Origin of the sequence: Pseudomonas sp. FSL L8-0168 (genome assembly GCF_037976155.1) — a bacterium.
Taxonomy (GTDB): domain Bacteria; phylum Pseudomonadota; class Gammaproteobacteria; order Pseudomonadales; family Pseudomonadaceae; genus Aquipseudomonas; species Aquipseudomonas paracarnis.
This window is the reverse complement of the sequence record NZ_CP150262.1, coordinates 3,742,339-3,757,987: the sequence shown is the minus strand read 5'-3', so window position 1 is coordinate 3,757,987 and position 15,649 is coordinate 3,742,339. Positions and strand designations below refer to the sequence as shown.

Here is a 15,649-nt window from a genome sequence, read left to right as displayed (position 1 = left end):
TGTTGTGATGAATGCACCGCGTACCGCTGTCCCGATCAAAGCCGTGATTTTCGATATGGACGGGTTGTTGCTGGATACCGAAGGCATCTACACCGAAGTCACGCAGATCATTGCCGAACGCTATGGTCGTACCTACGACTGGGGCATCAAGCAGCACATCATCGGGCGGGGTGCCCAGGATTTGGCCGATTACGTGGTCAAGGCCCTGGACCTGCCGATCACGCCCGCCGAGTTTCTGGAAATACGCGAACCGCTGATGAGCGAGCGCTTTCCCAAGGCCTTGGGTATGCCCGGTGCCGAGGCGTTGGTGCGGCACTTGAAGGCGCACAATATTCCGATTGCGGTGGGCACCAGTTCATCGCGTAACTCGTTTGGCCACAAGACCACCCTGCACCGTGAATGGTTTGGCCTGTTCGACACCATCGTCACCGCTGACGACCCGGAAGTAGGCGCTGCCAAGCCCGCGCCGGATATCTTCCTCACCGCCGCGCGCCGGTTGGGTGTAGCGCCTGAGGATTGTCTGGTGTTCGAAGATTCGCCGTTCGGCGTGACGGCGGCGAAGGCTGCGCACATGACCGCTATTGCGGTGCCCGATGAGGCGATGGCTGACAGCAAGTACCAGCATGCTGACCAGATTATTCGCAAGCTCGCCGACTTTGATTTGGCCGCCTACGGCTTGCCCCCCATGGCCTGACCCCGCGCGGTCAAAAGTGTGGGAGCTGGCTTGCCTGCGAAAGCGGTAGTGCAGTGACAGATGTCGCACTGACACACGCCTTCGCGGGCAAGCCCGCTCCCACATTTGGTGTGCAGTTTTGCAAAATCAGGCGCTGAAACCACCGTCGATGGTCAGGCTGGCGCCCGTGATATAGCCGGCCTCCGGCCCGGCCAGATAGGCCACAAAACTGGCAATCTCCTCCACATGCCCATACCGTCCTACCGCCATCAACCCGATCAGGCTGTCGGCAAAATCACTGTTCGCCGGGTTCATGTCGGTGTCCACCGGCCCAGGCTGCACGTTGTTGATGGTGATGCCCCGTGGCCCCAGGTCCCGCGCCAATCCCTTGGTCAACCCCACCAGCGCCGCCTTGCTCATGGCGTAGGGCCCGCCACCGCCAAAGGGCATGCGTTCGGCGTTGGTGCTGCCGATATTGATCACGCGGCCACCTTCGCCCATGTGCTTGGCGGCTTCCTGGGTGGCGATAAACACGCTGCGCACATTGATCGCCAAGGTCTGGTCGAAGTCTTCCAGCTTGAATTCGTCCAGCGGCGCGATGGCCAGCACGCCAGCGTTATTCACCAGGATATCCAGGCGTCCAAACGCCTCGACCGTGGCGTTGACCGCCGCGCGAATCGCCGTGGCATCGGCGCTGTCGCCGTGAATCGCCAGAGCCTGACCCCCTGCGCCGATCACCTCGTTCTGCAGTGTTTCAGCCTTGGCGGCCGAGCTGACGTAGGTAAAGGCAACCGCTGCCCCTTGGGCGGCGAGGCGCTTGACGATGGCGGCGCCAATGCCGCGGGAACCGCCTTGAATCAAGGCGACTTTGCCGGTGAGGTTATGTGTGGTCATGTCGATCTCCGAGGTAGTTGATGGAGCGAGTATCGACCTCACCCGCGCAGCTCGGTAGCCCGTGGTTGCTATAGTCTGTGTAAACCAAAAGTTTAGAGTGGAGCGATATGGAAAGCTTTGGCAGTATCGAATGCTTTGTGCGCAGCGCCGAGGGTGGCAGCTTTGCCGAGGCTGCACGGCACCTGAGCCTCACTCCCGCAGCGGTGGGTAAAAGCGTCGCCAAGTTGGAGGCGCGCCTCGGTGTGCGGCTGTTCCAGCGCAGCACTCGGCGTCTGGCGCTGACCGAAGCCGGCAAGGTGTTCCTGGCGGAAGTCAGCGGCAGCCTCACCACCATTCAGAATGCGGTCGCCAACCTGGCCAGTGCCGAAGGGCGGCCGGTGGGCACGCTCAAGGTCAGCATGGGGCCAGTGTTCGGCAATCGGTATGTGGTGCCGTTGTTGGGCGAATTCATGCAGCGCTGTCCGGATATCAGCCCGGACTGGCATTTCGATAACCGCCAGGTCGACCTGATCGGGCAAGGCTTCGATGCGGCCATTGGCGGCGGGTTTGAGCTGCCCCAAGGCGTGGTGGCGCGCAAGTTGACCCCGGCGCACCGGGTGCTGGTGGCGTCGCCGGATTACCTGGCGCGACGCTTGCCGGTGCGGGCGCCCGACGACCTGTCGCACTGCCTCGGCATCTTGATTCGCTCGCCGCAGACTGGCCGGGTGCGTTCATGGCAACTGACCCACCGTGAGCGCGAGCACAGCCCACTGGTACTGAAGCCAGCCATGACCATGAGCGACTCCGAAGCCGCCTGCTGCGCCAGTGCCCAGGGCCTTGGCATCGCGCTGGTGAGCATGCCAATGGCCGTGCCGTTCCTGGTCAGCGGTGCGTTGGTGCGAGTGTTACCCGATTGGTATGTGGACGACGGCAATATTTCCATCTACTACGCCGAGCATAAGTTGCTGCCGGGCAAGACGCGGGCGTTTGTGGATTTCATTATTGAGCAGTTCGCCGAGCAGAAACTGGCTCAACGGTTCAGTGCCATCTGAGCAGGGCCTTACCTCGAGTCGTGGCCATCGCGGGCAAGCCCGGCTCCCACATTGGATTGCGATCACTGTGGGAGCCGGGCTTGCCCGCGATGCAGGCGCATCGGTCTACCGCCCGAACTTGCCCGGCCATCCAATGACTTTCTTCGGCCGCGGCGCCGCATACGTCCTGATCTTCGAGGTCGACAACCCCAACCGCACCAACGACTCGGCCACCATCACCGCCGCCGTCACTCCGTCCACCACTGGCACCCCGGTGCGCTGGCGGATCTGCTCATCCAGCCCGGCCATGCCGCCGCAGCCCAGGCAGATCACCTCGGCCTTGTCGTCGCGGATGGCCAGTTCGGCCTGGCGCACGATGGCCTCCGTGGCGCCCAGCGGGTCTTCTTCCAGTTCCAGCACCGCCATGCCGCTGGCGCGCACCGAAGCACAGCGCTGGTAGAGGCCGGCGAGTTTCAGCCGGTCTTCAATCAGCGGCACAGTGCGGTCCAGGGTGGTCACCACCGAGTAGGCGTGCCCCAGGAACATCGCGGTGCTGGCCGCCGCTTCGGTGATATCCACCACCGGCACATTGAGCAGTTCCTGCAGGCCTTCACGGCCATGTTCGCCATAGCCGGCCTGGATCACCGCATCAAAGGGCTGGTCGTAGGCCATTACCCGATCCATCACGGCGATGGCTGCCAGATAGCTTTCAAAATTGCCTTCCACCGATTCTGCGCCGAAGTACGGGGTGAGCCCGACAATCTCGGTGCCCGGTGAAGCCACGGCCCGTGCTTGCTGGGCAATGGTGTCGGTGATGGATTCGGTGGTGTTGACGTTGACCACGAGGATACGCATGGAAAGTCCTTGTTTAATGACTGACGTTATCGACGGCAATGCTTTCGCCGCTGACATCGGCGTAGTGCGGTTGACGCTTGGCAATCAGCAGGTACAGCAACCCTGCAATGCCGGCGCCAAACAACCAGGAAAACGGCGAGACGCTGGCAAACCCCGGCAACAGCGCCAGCAGGATGGCGATCACCGCCGCCGGAATGAACGCCGCCACCGCACGCATATTCACCCCCCGGCTGTAGTAATAAATGCCTTGGGGGTCTTCGCTGTACAGCTGCGGCACATCCACCTGGCTTTTACGGATCAGCCAGTAATCGACCATGATCACCCCGTACAACGGCCCCAGCAGCGCGCCGAGGCCAGAGAGGAAATACACGATCACCAGTGGGCTGTTATAGAGGTTCCACGGCAGGATCAGCACGGCAACGAAGGCGCTGATCAGTCCGGCGCGGCGAAAGTTCAGGTACTTGGGCGCCAGGTTGCTTAATACAAAGGCCGGGGCGACGAAGTTGGCCATGATGTTCACCGCCACGGTGACGATCAGGAAGGCCAGGCAGCCGAGCACGAGAAAGAAGGTGTTGGGGATCGCCGCGATGATTTCGGTCGGGCTTTCGATCACGCGGCCATTGAGCTGGAACTGCCCGCCGCACAGCAGCACGGTGATGGCGGCGAACACCAGGATATTCACCGGCAGGCCCCAGAAGTTGCCGACCTGGATAGTCCTGCGGCAGGGTGAGGAACGGGCGAAGTCGCAGAAGTTGAGGATCAAGGTGCCGTAGATGGCCAGCCACAGCGCGCCGCCGGCAAAGATATTGCGCCACATCTCGCCGCCACTCAGGGGCTCGCGGATCGACCAGGCAATTTGCCCGTTCGCCTGGAAGTACATCCAGCCGGCCAGTGCGGCCACGGTCAGCAGAATCACCGGCCCGGCGAAGCCTTCATAGCGACGTACCATTTCCATGCCATAGGCGAGGATCACCAACTGCACCAGCCAGATCGCCACAAAGCACGCCCAACCCAGGGTCGACAGCCCCAGAATCGAGTCGTGGTCATAATCGGCAAAGCCTGGATGAATGGCGGTCAGCAGCACGCGAAAAACTACCGAGGCCAGGTAGGTCTGGATCCCAAACCAGGCAATCGCAATTACCGCCCGAATCAACGCCGGAATCTGCGCCCCATGAATGCCGAAGCTGATACGGCTGATAACCGGAAACGGCACACCGGTCTTCTGCCCCATGTAGCCCGACAAGTTCATAAAGAAGTACACCAGCGCCGCGCCGATCCCCAGGGACAGCAATATTTGCCAGCCGCCCAGGCCTAATGCATAGAGGCCGATGGCGAATGAGTAGTTGGCGATGTTGTGCACGTCATTGGTCCACAACGCGAAGATGCTATAGCGCCCCCAGCGTCGGCCTTCGACCTTGGTGGGCGCCAGGTCCTTGTTGTGCAGGCGCGGGCTGAGTACCAGCGGACCGGGGCCGGCGGCCGCAGGGTTTAACGGGGAGGAGGGCAGATCCAGTGCGAGGGTGTTCGAGAGACTTGTACGCATTCCGGCAGGCTCCAGCGCATCTGCAGCAAAGCGGCGGATGGCAAAGTGTATGTAGGTTTTGTATTGATTGTATACAAAGCGCACTTCTGCCTAAGCCATATGCGTGCCAATTCTCGATATATGAAAATCTTGGCTAATTTCGTTTTTATATAGGTTGAGAATAACTCACTGAATTACGGACACTATAAGTTGACCGTTTGAACAGGTATTTATTTTTTTGTTAATTGGAGGGCTATTTATAGACGGCGCCATTGGCGCAGAGAGATGTTACGTTTTGGTGCGTTGTATATTAAGTTGCACACAAAAATGGCACTTATGGTTACAAGGTTGTGTACAAGATTTACCCGGCCGAAAGGAAATCTCGCTTTCTGTAGGAGCGAGCAAGTTCGCTCCTACAGAGGCGGTGGCATGAGAGGCTCAAGCCTTGCTGATGATATTCCCCGCATGCAGCCCGCATTCCTTCTGCGTGGCTTCTTCCCACCACCAGCGGCCTTCGCGCTCATGCTGGCGGGGCAGTACCGGCCGGGTGCAGGGCTCGCAGCCGATGCTGATGAAGCCGCGCTCATGCAGGCTGTTGTACGGCAGCTCCAGCATGCGGATGTAGCCCCACACCTCTTCGCTGGTCATCTGCGCCAGCGGGTTGAACTTGTACAGGGTGCGTTCCGGCGTGGAGAACGCCGTGTCGATTTCCAGCGCCGCCACCTGGCTGCGAGTGCCGGGGCTCTGGTCGCGGCGCTGGCCGGTGGCCCAGGCGCTGACACCTGCGAGTTTGCGGCGCAGCGGTTCGATCTTGCGGATGCCGCAGCATTCGCCATGGCCGTCCTTATAGAAGCTGAACAGGCCTTTCTCTTTGACGAAGGGCTCCAGCTTGCTCGGGTCTGGCGAGATCAGCTCGATGTCGATCTTGTAGAACTCACGCACCTGCTCGATAAACCGGTAGGTCTCCGGATGCAGGCGGCCGGTGTCGAGGCTGAACACCTTGACGTTCTTGTTCAGCTTCCAGGCCATGTCCACCAGCACCACATCCTCGGCACCGCTGAAGGAAATCCACAGGTCATCGCCGAACTGGCTGAACGCCAGCTTGAGAATGTCCTGGGCAGACTTGTTGGCATAAGTCGTGGCGAGTTCAACGACGTCGAAGGCTTGGTTCATCAGGACGGTTCCTACAGGTCAGTGGCGCTGAGCGCTCTCTAGGAGGGCGATGGTATCAAAAACTGTCCCGCGTTGCGGCGGCTGGCTTGAGTCGCTAGAGTTCGGCAGTCCTTTTGCTCGCTCAACTAACAACATCTAATAGGAGTGTCGTGTGGAAATTGCCTGCCTTGACCTGGAAGGGGTACTGGTTCCGGAAATCTGGATCGCCTTTGCCGAGAAAACCGGCATTGAGTCCCTGCGGGCCACCACCCGTGACATCCCCGACTACGACGTGCTGATGCAACAGCGCCTGCGTATCCTCGACGAGCATGGGCTCAAGTTGGCCGATATCCAGGCCGTGATCGCCACACTCAAGCCGCTGGACGGCGCGATCGAGTTCGTCAACTGGCTGCGCGAGCGCTTTCAGGTGGTGATCCTGTCCGACACCTTCTACGAGTTCTCCCAGCCGCTGATGCGTCAGCTGGGGTTCCCGACCTTGCTTTGCCACCGCTTGATCACCGATGAAAACGACCGGGTGGTCAGCTACCAACTGCGCCAGAAAGACCCCAAGCGCCAATCAGTGCTGGCATTCAAGACCCTCTACTACCGCGTGATCGCTGCCGGTGATTCCTACAATGACACCAGCATGCTGGGTGAAGCTGACCGTGGGATTCTGTTCCATGCGCCGGACAATGTGATTCGCGAATTCCCGCAGTTCCCGGCGGTGCATACGTTTGAAGACTTGAAAAAAGAGTTTATCAAGGCGTCGAATCGGCAGTTGAGCCTGTAAGTTATGCGGCGCGGCTGATTGCCCCATCGCAGGCAAGCCAGCTCCCACCTTCGACCCTGTAACGTCAAACGACGCGGTCAACTGAGGGAGCCGGGGTTGCCCGCGATGGCATCGGCTCCGTCACCGCCTAACCCTCGGCCAGCAAGCGCTCATAAGGAATACGCAAGCCTTCATGCAGGCGTTTGATCATCGCCAGGCTCAGCTTGCGCTTGTGGTTCAGCACCTCTGACACCCGCCCACTGGTGCCGATAAACGGCTCCAGATCGCGGGCGGTCATGCCCAATTGCTCCATGCGAAACTTGATAGCCTCTACCGGATCCGAAGGGGGCATGGGGTAATGCTCGGCTTCGTACTTCTCGATGAGGATTGCCAGGATTTCCAGCTCATCACCTTCAGGCGAGCCGGGTAGTGCTCCCCATATCTGCTCGACTCGTACGAGTGCCGCAGTCAGGTCTTCCTGGGAGTGAATAGGTTTGATGTTCATCACGCAGTCTCCGCGTTGATCTGGTCGTACTGAGCGTGGGTCCCCACGTACCGTATAAACCCTAGTTGTCGCTGGTAGTCGATGGCCATGATCACTCGATACTTGTTGCCGCCGACGTTGAACACGACCCTGCCGCCCTTAAGAATGCTCGCTGTTCTGAGCTCGGCCTTGAGTGCTTGCGGTGTTGGATAATTGGCCTTTTCCATGTGCCGATACCACTCGACCAGCGGTGTTCTGGCGTCGCTATAAGCTGAATGGCTTTCCCAGAATATTCGTAGGGTAGAGAGAGCGATTATCCGCATCGCTTCAACCTCCCGTTTTGGGAGATCATAGGTGCGATTGCGCGGTTAGGCAATCTCGGAAATATTTCCAGACGAGGAGGCAGTCGCTTCATGTGATCCTTCACAGGTGGCGGTGGACGGTCGATCCGGACGCTATCTGCAAGCGTCTATTCCGTCCACAGCGGTTCTGATTCAGGCTTTTTCTATCGCATGGCGTTCTACTCGAACGCTAGGCAGGGGCTGTGCCCTACAGGTTTTCCAACGTTTGTAACAACACCCGCACCTTCGTCAGCGACTCCTGATACTCCGCCTGCCACTGCGAATCCGCCACAATCCCGCCGCCACCCCAGCAACACACCTGCCCATCCTTGACCAGCAAGCTGCGAATCGCGATGGAACTGTCCATCTCGCCGCGCACGTCCAGGTACATCAGCGAGCCGCAATAGAACCCGCGACGGTTGGGTTCAAGCTCGTCGATGATCTGCATGGCGCGAATCTTCGGCGCGCCGGTGATGGAGCCGCCGGGGAAGCTGCCGGCGATCAGGTCGAGGGCGTCTTTGTCGTCGGCCAATATGCCAGTGACGCTGCTTACCAGGTGGTGCACGTTGGGGTAGCTTTCCAGGCTGAACAATTCCGGCACGTTCACCGAGCCGATGCGGCAGCTGCGGCCAAGGTCGTTGCGCAGCAGGTCGACGATCATCAGGTTTTCTGCGCGGTCCTTGGGGCTGGCCAGCAGTTCGGCGGCGTTGGCGGCATCCTCTTCTGGTGTCAGGCCGCGAGGGCGGGTGCCCTTGATCGGGCGAGTCTCGACCTGGCGTTCGCTGATGCGCACAAAGCGTTCCGGCGACAGGCTCAGCACCGCGCCGTCATCCGGCAGGCTCTGGAACCCGGAAAACGGTGTCGGGCAGGCCTCGCGCAGGGCGCAGTAGGCCGCCCACGGGTCGCCGCTACAAGGTGCGCGAAAGCGTTGGGTAAAGTTGACCTGGTAGCAGTCGCCGGCCTGAATGTAATCCTGAATACGCAGGATGGCCTGCTGATATGCCTCCAGGCTGAGGTCCGGCGCCATGGGGCCCTGAAGCTTGAAGGCGGTGGGCGCGCTGCCCGTTGCATGACTGAACAGAGCGATCAGCCGTTGCCGCTCGCTATCGGCCAGCACCGGGTGAAACACCAGCTGGCTGGTGCGCGCCTGGTGATCGCTGACCAGCGCCCAGGCATACAACCCCAGGCGCGCATCCGGCAGGTGCAGGTCGTCCACGGCCAGGCGTGCAACCTGTTCCAGGTGCCGGCCGAAGTCATAGCTCAAGTAACCGATCAAACCGCCGGCAAAGGGCAATTCAACCCCAGCAGGCAGGGCGGCCTCACCCAACTGCGCCAGGTTTTCTCGCAAGCGTTGCAGGAAATCGCCGCCGCTTTCATCCGGCCCAACCGTCAAGGTTGCTTCAGGCCAGGCGCTGAGCAGGTCATAGCGCCCCCGCTCGGCAGCCGGGCGGCCGCTGTCGAGCAGCACCGCGCCAGGCGCATGGCGAATAGCCGCAAAGTACTCGGCGGGGTTGGCCCGGTAGGGTAAGGGGTAAACGGAACAGGTCGACATGCGAGGGTGAATCAGCCAGTGGCGTGGGGGAGGGGATTGTAGTCCTCTGTAGGACTTGCTCCTAGGGGGGATGTCGGTGATAGCTCGATAGAGGGCATAGCCTGGGGGATGGATGGCTTGTCAGAAAGCTATCGCAGGCAAGCCAGCTCCCACCTAGCGAGCCCGGGCTTGCCTGCGATGCGCTGCTTAACCTTCAACCGGCGGAATATGCCCGAACATCTCCTGCACGAACTTCACCCGTTCTTCTGGGGTTTCTGTCACCCCGGCCGCCTTGAGTTCTTCCAGCCGCGCCTCCACCGCATGGGTGCGCAAGGTCAAGCCGCAGTCGTTGGCAATCTGGATGTTCAGCCCTGGCCGTGCGTTCAGCTCAAGGATCAGCGGGCCTTTTTCCTGGTCCAGCACCATGTCCACGCCGATATAACCCAGCCCGCACAGCTCATAGCAGCCGGCTGCGAGTTTCATGAAACCGTCCCAGTTGGGCAGTTGCACGCCATCCACCGCGTTGGTGGTGTCGGGGTGCTTGGTGATGATGTTGTTCAGCCAGGTGCCGCGCAGGGTCAGGCCGGTGGCCAGGTCTACACCCACGCCGATCGCGCCCTGGTGCAGGTTGGCCTTGCCGCCGGACTGGCGGGTGGGCAAGCGCAGCATCGCCATCACCGGGTAGCCCATCAGCACGATGATGCGGATGTCCGGCACGCCTTCATAGCTGATGCTCTTGAAGATCTGGTCGGGCACCACGCGGTACTCGATCAACGCGCGGTCGCGGTGGCCGCCGAGGGAGTACAGGCCGGTGAGGATGCTGGAAATCTGGTGCTCGATCTCTTCATGGCTGATGATCTTGCCGGACACCGTGCGATAGCGCCCTTCAAAACGGTCTGCAACCACCAGGATGCCGTCGCCACCGGCGCCCTGGGCGGGCTTGATCACGAAGTCGCTGCGCCCGCCGATGATCTCGTCGAGCTTGTCGATTTCCTTTTCGGTGGAGATCACCCCGTACATTTCCGGTACATGGATACCGGCGGCCAGCGCCCGTTCCTTGGTAATGATCTTGTCATCCACTATCGGGTACAGGCTGCGCTTGTTGTACTTGAGCACGTAGTCGGCATTACGCCGGTTAATGCCCATGATCCCCCGCGCTTCCAGGGCCTTCCAGGTCTTCCAGAAGCCGAACATCAAGAGTCAGCCTTCAGGAACGCCTTGAAACGCACCAGCTCGGTGAGGCGATAGCCGCGGTAGCGACCCATGGCCAGCATGAAGCCCACCAGGATCAACAGGATCGCCGGGAAGGTGAACACGAAGTAGACCAACTCCGGCACGCTCATGATCAGGTGCGCCAGGGACGCAGCGAACAGGGTGCCAATCGCCACTTTCAGCGCATGGTTGGCGCCACGCTCCTCCCAGGTAATCGACAGGCGTTCGATGGTCATGGTCAGGATCACCATCGGGAACAGCGCCACCGACAAGCCGCGTTCCAGCCCCAGCTTGTGGCTGAACAGGCTGATGGCGGCAATCAGCACCACCACAAAGGTCAGCACCACCGACAGCCTCGGCAACATCTGCAGTTTCAAGTGTTCCAGGTAGGACCTGAGTGATAACCCCAGTGCTGTGATAATTGTGAACAGCACAATCCCGAAGCCCAGTTGCGTCTCGCGGAACGCCAGGGCGATCAGCACCGGTGTGAAGGTACCCAGGGTTTGCAGGCCGATCAGGTTGCGCAGGATCAGAATCACCAGCACGCCAATCGGGATCATCACCATGATCATGAAGGTCTGCTGGGTTTGCAGCGGCAGGCCGTACAGTGAGTATTCGAGGAAGTTGGCGTCGGTGTTTTCGTCCGTCAGCTTGGCCAGGCGGATGGCATTCATCTCGCTGTTGTTCAGGCTGAAGGTCACCATGGCTTTCTTGCCGCCATCGACGGTGATCAGGTTTTCATCGCCGGTCCACCATAGCAGGCGGTCGGCGGGCAGGCCCTGTTCGCCAGTTTCCGGGTTGAAGTACAGCCAGTCGTTGCCGTTGAAGCTGCGCAGCCACAGTTCCGGGGTTTGCGGCTGGTCGGCCACCAGGCGGATGGTGTGGACTTTTTCTACCGGCACGTGGGCGATGGACAGCAGCAGTTCGACGATCTTGGCTTTGTGCGGCGTCGAGGGGTCGCCGGCCAGCAGCAACTTCACATTGTCGTCGTTGAGGTTGTTGGTGCGCTTGATGGCTTCACTGATAAAGGTTTCGACGTCGGCCGAGTGCTGGCGGATCGGCGCCAGCAAGGCTTCGGCGGCGATCTTTTCCGGGCCTTCCACGGCGATGCTGTCGCGGAAGGTCGGGCCTTTGATCTTGATCTTTTCGCCGCTGTAGCGCTTGGTCAGCACCAGACGGTAATAGAGGGTCTGGTTGCCCTTGGCCCGGCGCGCCGACCAGGTGACCTTGCGGTTGCCGTCGATGCGGTTGACGCTCACCCCGTAGTTGTTCGAGATAAAGCTCTCATTGAGGCTGACGAAGTCGCGGCTCAAGGGCGGCACGAACATCTGGATCTTGACCGGGTCTTTCGGGTTGGCGACGAACTCGACCTTGGCGTCGATGTTCCACAAGTCGTCGGTGGCATCTTCGGTGACGGGAATTCCCAGCACGAAGATCTGATAGGCGGTGACCGAAATGCCCAGCACCACCAGCAAGGTGATCAGGATTTTCAGGTGCAGGGTCAGAGAGCGCATTCGGTTTACTCGGCGGTATTAAGCGTCGGCGGCGCAGGCGGGTTTGCCTGCTGCATATTTAAGACTGGGGTCGACCAGCGCATCAAAGCGTTTCAAGGCTTCGGAGCCAATCAGCAGCGGGTATTGGAATGCGCTGCGGTCAGTCAAGTTCACTTCGATGCTGCGTAAAGCACTGCCCATGCAAATATCCAGCGCAATCACTGGGCGGGCGGTGTAGTTCTTGTCCTCATCGGGGTCGTAGTCGCCGGCGCGGCGCTTGATTTTGCTGACACGCGCCAGGGGCAGTTCGATGGGGTGGGAATGGGCGGTGTCGATGGCCAGGTAGAAGCGTACCCAGGATTCGCCATTGCGCTTGAAGCGCTTGATATCGCGGGCACTCAACGAGGCGGTCTTGGCGCCGGTGTCGAGTTTGGCCGCCACTTCTAGGTCGATACCCGCAAGCTTGGCGTATTCATTCAGGCCGTACACGGTCTTCTCGGCGCCAGCGCCAAGGCTCGGTATGCACAGCAGGCACATCACTAGTAGGTAAGGCTTGAGTCTCATAAATCCTGAGGCAGGGCAGTGCACTGTTCATTTCATGGGGACTGGCATTGCTGCGCAATCTCGGGTGCGCCCTTTCATCATCTGATGTCAGGCAAAAGCGGCGGGCATTCTAACATGATGCTTTTTTGGCGCCAGCGCTGGCAGGCGGCCATGCCTGGGCGGGCGATTGATGGGGTTATTAGACGATTGTCGACAATGTGTATTTATTCTTTGACTATGAGAGGCTTATTGGCTAGTTTTTGCGGCATTGATTTTAAAGGTGTCGACAATATGCTGGAGCAACTGGAAAAACCATCGGTGGCACCAGACGATTCCCAGACCATGTCAGAGAACGTCTTCCGGCGTATCCAGGCCGCCATCGTCAAAGGCGAAATCGCCCCCGGTAGCAAGATTTCCGAGCCGGAGCTGGCGCGCACCTACGGCATCAGTCGCGGCCCGCTGCGCGAAGCGATCCATCGCCTGGAAGGCCAGCGCCTGCTGGTGCGGGTGCCTCATGTCGGCGCACGCGTGGTGTCTTTGAGTCACGCCGAGCTGGTCGAACTGTATGAGATTCGCGAGTCCCTGGAGGGCATGGCCTGTCGCCTGGCCGCCGAGCGTATGACTGACGCAGAGATCGAGGAGCTGCGCCAGGTGTTGCACACCCACGAACGGGATGCGGCGTTCCAGGCCGGTGTCGGCTATTACCAGCAGGAAGGCGACTTCGATTTTCACTACCGCATCATTCAAGGTGCCGGTAACCGCACCCTCACCCAAATGCTCTGCGGCGAGCTGTATCAACTGGTGCGCATGTACCGCATCCAGTTCTCCGCCACCCCCAATCGTCCACGCCAGGCCTTTGCCGAGCATCACCGCATTCTGGACGCGATTGCCGATCGCGACGGTGAACTGGCCGAACTGTTGATGCGCCGGCATATCGGCGCCTCCAAACGCAACATTGCCCGTCACTTCCCGGACGGTGCGCCTTCATCACGAGGTGAGTCATGAGTTCCAACAACAACAGCACTCCCGGCCAGCGTTTCCGTGACGCCGTCGCCAGCGAACAGCCCTTGCAAGTGGTGGGCGCCATCAATGCCAACCATGCGCTCTTGGCCAAGCGCGCCGGCTTCAAGGCGATTTATCTGTCAGGTGGCGGTGTAGCCGCCGGCTCTCTCGGCGTGCCGGACCTGGGTATCACCGGCCTGGATGACGTGCTCACCGACGTGCGTCGCATTACCGACGTGTGCGACCTGCCGCTGCTGGTGGACGTGGACACCGGTTTCGGCTCCTCGGCGTTCAACGTGGCACGTACCGTCAAGTCGATGATCAAGTTCGGCGCCGCCGCCATCCATATCGAAGACCAGGTGGGCGCCAAGCGCTGCGGTCATCGCCCCAACAAAGAAATCGTGTCCCAGCAAGAAATGGTCGACCGCATCAAGGCCGCCGTGGATGCGCGCACCGATGACAGCTTCGTGATCATGGCGCGCACCGACGCCCTGGCGGTCGAGGGCCTGGAGTCCGCACTGGAGCGTGCCGCCGCGTGCATCGAGGCCGGTGCCGACATGGTGTTCCCGGAAGCCATCACTGAACTGGAGATGTACAAGCTGTTCGCCTCCCGCGTGAAGGCGCCGATCCTGGCGAACATCACCGAGTTCGGCGCCACACCGCTGTACACCACCGAACAGTTGAAATCTGCGGATGTTTCCATTGTGCTGTACCCGCTCTCGGCTTTCCGTGCCATGAACAAGGCCGCCGAGAATGTCTACACCGCGATTCGTCGCGACGGTACCCAGCAGAATGTGATCGACACCATGCAAACGCGCATGGAGCTTTACGATCGCATCGACTACCACACCTTCGAGCAGAAGCTCGACGCGCTGTTCGCCGCGAAAAAATAAACCCTGTGGTTCCCTGAACAACTACAAAATTGGAGAACGAACATGGCTGAAGCAAAAGTATTGAGTGGTGCTGGCCTGCGTGGCCAGGTCGCCGGGCAGACGGCACTGTCCACCGTGGGCCAGGCCGGCGCCGGCCTGACCTACCGTGGCTACGACGTACGCGAACTGGCCGCCGACGCCCAGTTTGAAGAAGTCGCCTACCTGCTGCTGTACGGTGAACTGCCAACCCAGGCCGAACTGGCCGCTTACAGCAACAAGCTGAGCAAACTGCGTGACCTGCCCCAGGCCCTGAAAGAAGTGCTCGAACGCATCCCCGCCGACGCCCATCCGATGGACGTGATGCGCACCGGGTGCTCGTTCCTGGGCAATATCGAGCCGGAGAAAGATTTCAGCGTGCAGCGCGATGTCACCGACCGCCTGCTCGCCGCGTTCCCGGCGATCATGTGCTACTGGTATCGCTTCAGCCACGACGGCCAGCGCATCGACTGCGTGACCGACGAGCCGAGCATCGGTGGCCACTTCCTGCACCTGCTGCATGGCAAGAAACCGAGCGAGCTGCACGTCAAAGTGATGAACGTGTCGCTGATCCTCTACGCTGAACACGAATTCAACGCTTCGACCTTCACCGCACGGGTGTGTGCATCGACATTGTCCGACCTGTATTCCTGCGTCACCGCTGCCATCGGCTCCCTGCGCGGCCCGCTGCACGGCGGTGCCAACGAAGCGGCGATGGAAATGATCGAACGTTTCTCCTCGGCCCAGGAAGCGGTTGAAGGCACCCTTGGCATGTTGGCGCGCAAAGACAAGATCATGGGCTTTGGCCACGCGATCTATAAAGACAGCGATCCGCGCAATGAAGTGATCAAGGGCTGGTCGAAAAAGCTCGCTGACGAAGTGGGCGACACCGTGTTGTTCCCGGTCTCCGAAGCCATCGACAAGACCATGTGGGAACAGAAGAAGCTGTTTCCTAACGCCGATTTCTACCATGCCTCGGCGTACCACTTCATGGGCATCCCGACCAAGCTGTTCACGCCGATTTTCGTATGCTCGCGCCTGACTGGCTGGGCTGCGCACGTGTTCGAGCAGCGCGCCAACAACCGCATCATCCGTCCAAGCGCCGAGTACACCGGCGTTGAGCAGCGCAAGTTCGTGCCAATCGAACGTCGCTGAATGGGATGGGCTGTGCCCGCTGGCTCATGTGCTTGTGTGTGGGAGCTGGCTTGCCTGCGATGGCATCACCTCGGTGTACCTGTCACACCACAGTGATGCCATCGC

Annotated in this window: 16 protein-coding genes; 6 read left to right on the top strand and 10 right to left on the bottom strand. The window is 60.4% G+C overall.

Annotation, left to right across the window (positions count from 1 at the left end):
- Positions 1 to 7 precede the first annotated feature (7 nt).
- Entirely contained in the window at positions 8 to 694 is a 687-nt protein-coding gene (locus MHH62_RS17080; protein ID WP_019820575.1) for an HAD-IA family hydrolase, read from the top strand.
- A gap of 126 nt (positions 695 to 820) precedes the next feature.
- On the opposite strand, the gene MHH62_RS17075 is transcribed toward MHH62_RS17080, so the two are convergent.
- A complete protein-coding gene (locus MHH62_RS17075; protein ID WP_339231470.1) occupies positions 821 to 1,567 on the bottom strand; it encodes a 3-oxoacyl-ACP reductase family protein in 747 nt (248 codons plus the stop codon).
- A 107-nt stretch (positions 1,568 to 1,674) separates the two neighbouring features.
- Here MHH62_RS17075 and MHH62_RS17070 point away from each other — a divergent pair, with 107 nt between their 5' ends.
- Positions 1,675 to 2,598, top strand: coding sequence for a LysR family transcriptional regulator (locus tag MHH62_RS17070; protein ID WP_336826927.1), 924 nt, complete (start codon positions 1,675 to 1,677; stop codon positions 2,596 to 2,598).
- A 105-nt stretch (positions 2,599 to 2,703) separates the two neighbouring features.
- Here MHH62_RS17070 and MHH62_RS17065 read toward each other — a convergent pair whose 3' ends face one another.
- From MHH62_RS17065 to MHH62_RS17055, 3 genes are all read right to left on the bottom strand, one after another.
- Positions 2,704 to 3,432, bottom strand: a complete 729-nt coding sequence (locus MHH62_RS17065) for an aspartate/glutamate racemase family protein (protein WP_060767355.1) — start codon at positions 3,430 to 3,432, stop codon at positions 2,704 to 2,706.
- A 13-nt stretch (positions 3,433 to 3,445) separates the two neighbouring features.
- Complete coding sequence (locus MHH62_RS17060; RefSeq protein ID WP_019820568.1) at positions 3,446 to 4,975, bottom strand: NCS1 family nucleobase:cation symporter-1; 1,530 nt, start codon at positions 4,973 to 4,975, stop codon at positions 3,446 to 3,448.
- Positions 4,976 to 5,392: 417 nt separating this feature from the next.
- Positions 5,393 to 6,127: a phosphoadenylyl-sulfate reductase gene (locus MHH62_RS17055; protein ID WP_014719506.1), complete on the bottom strand. Its 735-nt coding sequence runs from the start codon at positions 6,125 to 6,127 to the stop codon at positions 5,393 to 5,395.
- A 151-nt stretch (positions 6,128 to 6,278) separates the two neighbouring features.
- Between MHH62_RS17055 and thrH the strand changes: the two genes are divergently transcribed.
- Positions 6,279 to 6,896, top strand: a complete 618-nt coding sequence (thrH, locus tag MHH62_RS17050; protein ID WP_014719505.1) for a bifunctional phosphoserine phosphatase/homoserine phosphotransferase ThrH — start codon at positions 6,279 to 6,281, stop codon at positions 6,894 to 6,896.
- Between the two features lie 127 nt (positions 6,897 to 7,023).
- On the opposite strand, the gene MHH62_RS17045 is transcribed toward thrH, so the two are convergent.
- The 6 genes from MHH62_RS17045 to MHH62_RS17020 all read right to left on the bottom strand — a co-directional run bounded on the left by MHH62_RS17045 (position 7,024) and on the right by MHH62_RS17020 (position 12,500).
- Complete coding sequence (locus tag MHH62_RS17045) at positions 7,024 to 7,380, bottom strand: transcriptional regulator (protein ID WP_014719504.1); 357 nt, start codon at positions 7,378 to 7,380, stop codon at positions 7,024 to 7,026.
- The gene (locus MHH62_RS17040) at positions 7,380 to 7,682 is read right to left on the bottom strand and encodes a type II toxin-antitoxin system HigB family toxin (protein WP_058410714.1); all 303 of its coding nucleotides are present in this window, start codon (positions 7,680 to 7,682) and stop codon (positions 7,380 to 7,382) included. The genes MHH62_RS17045 and MHH62_RS17040 overlap by 1 nt, the downstream gene beginning before the upstream one ends.
- Before the next feature lie 226 nt (positions 7,683 to 7,908).
- Positions 7,909 to 9,252 carry an aminodeoxychorismate synthase component I gene (gene pabB, locus MHH62_RS17035; protein ID WP_020302620.1) on the bottom strand — a complete coding sequence of 448 codons (1,344 nt, stop codon included), beginning with the start codon at positions 9,250 to 9,252 and terminating at the stop codon, positions 7,909 to 7,911.
- A gap of 186 nt (positions 9,253 to 9,438) precedes the next feature.
- The gene (locus MHH62_RS17030; RefSeq protein WP_003193326.1) at positions 9,439 to 10,425 is read right to left on the bottom strand and encodes an alpha-L-glutamate ligase-like protein; all 987 of its coding nucleotides are present in this window, start codon (positions 10,423 to 10,425) and stop codon (positions 9,439 to 9,441) included.
- Positions 10,425 to 11,957, bottom strand: a complete 1,533-nt coding sequence (locus MHH62_RS17025) for an inactive transglutaminase family protein (RefSeq protein WP_014719502.1) — start codon at positions 11,955 to 11,957, stop codon at positions 10,425 to 10,427. The genes MHH62_RS17030 and MHH62_RS17025 overlap by 1 nt, the downstream gene beginning before the upstream one ends.
- 18 nt (positions 11,958 to 11,975) lie before the next feature.
- Complete coding sequence (locus MHH62_RS17020) at positions 11,976 to 12,500, bottom strand: ATP-dependent zinc protease (RefSeq protein ID WP_014719501.1); 525 nt, start codon at positions 12,498 to 12,500, stop codon at positions 11,976 to 11,978.
- A 270-nt stretch (positions 12,501 to 12,770) separates the two neighbouring features.
- On the opposite strand from MHH62_RS17020, the gene MHH62_RS17015 reads away from it, so the two are divergent.
- Genes MHH62_RS17015 through prpC form a run of 3 tightly spaced genes read left to right on the top strand, consistent with a single transcriptional unit; the run spans position 12,771 to position 15,544 of the window.
- Positions 12,771 to 13,484, top strand: coding sequence for a GntR family transcriptional regulator (locus MHH62_RS17015; protein ID WP_014719500.1), 714 nt, complete (start codon positions 12,771 to 12,773; stop codon positions 13,482 to 13,484).
- Positions 13,481 to 14,374: a methylisocitrate lyase gene (gene prpB / locus MHH62_RS17010; protein ID WP_003193320.1), complete on the top strand. Its 894-nt coding sequence runs from the start codon at positions 13,481 to 13,483 to the stop codon at positions 14,372 to 14,374. The genes MHH62_RS17015 and prpB overlap by 4 nt, the downstream gene beginning before the upstream one ends.
- 42 nt (positions 14,375 to 14,416) lie before the next feature.
- A complete protein-coding gene (gene prpC / locus MHH62_RS17005; RefSeq protein ID WP_014719499.1) occupies positions 14,417 to 15,544 on the top strand; it encodes a 2-methylcitrate synthase in 1,128 nt (375 codons plus the stop codon).
- Positions 15,545 to 15,649 lie beyond the last annotated feature (105 nt).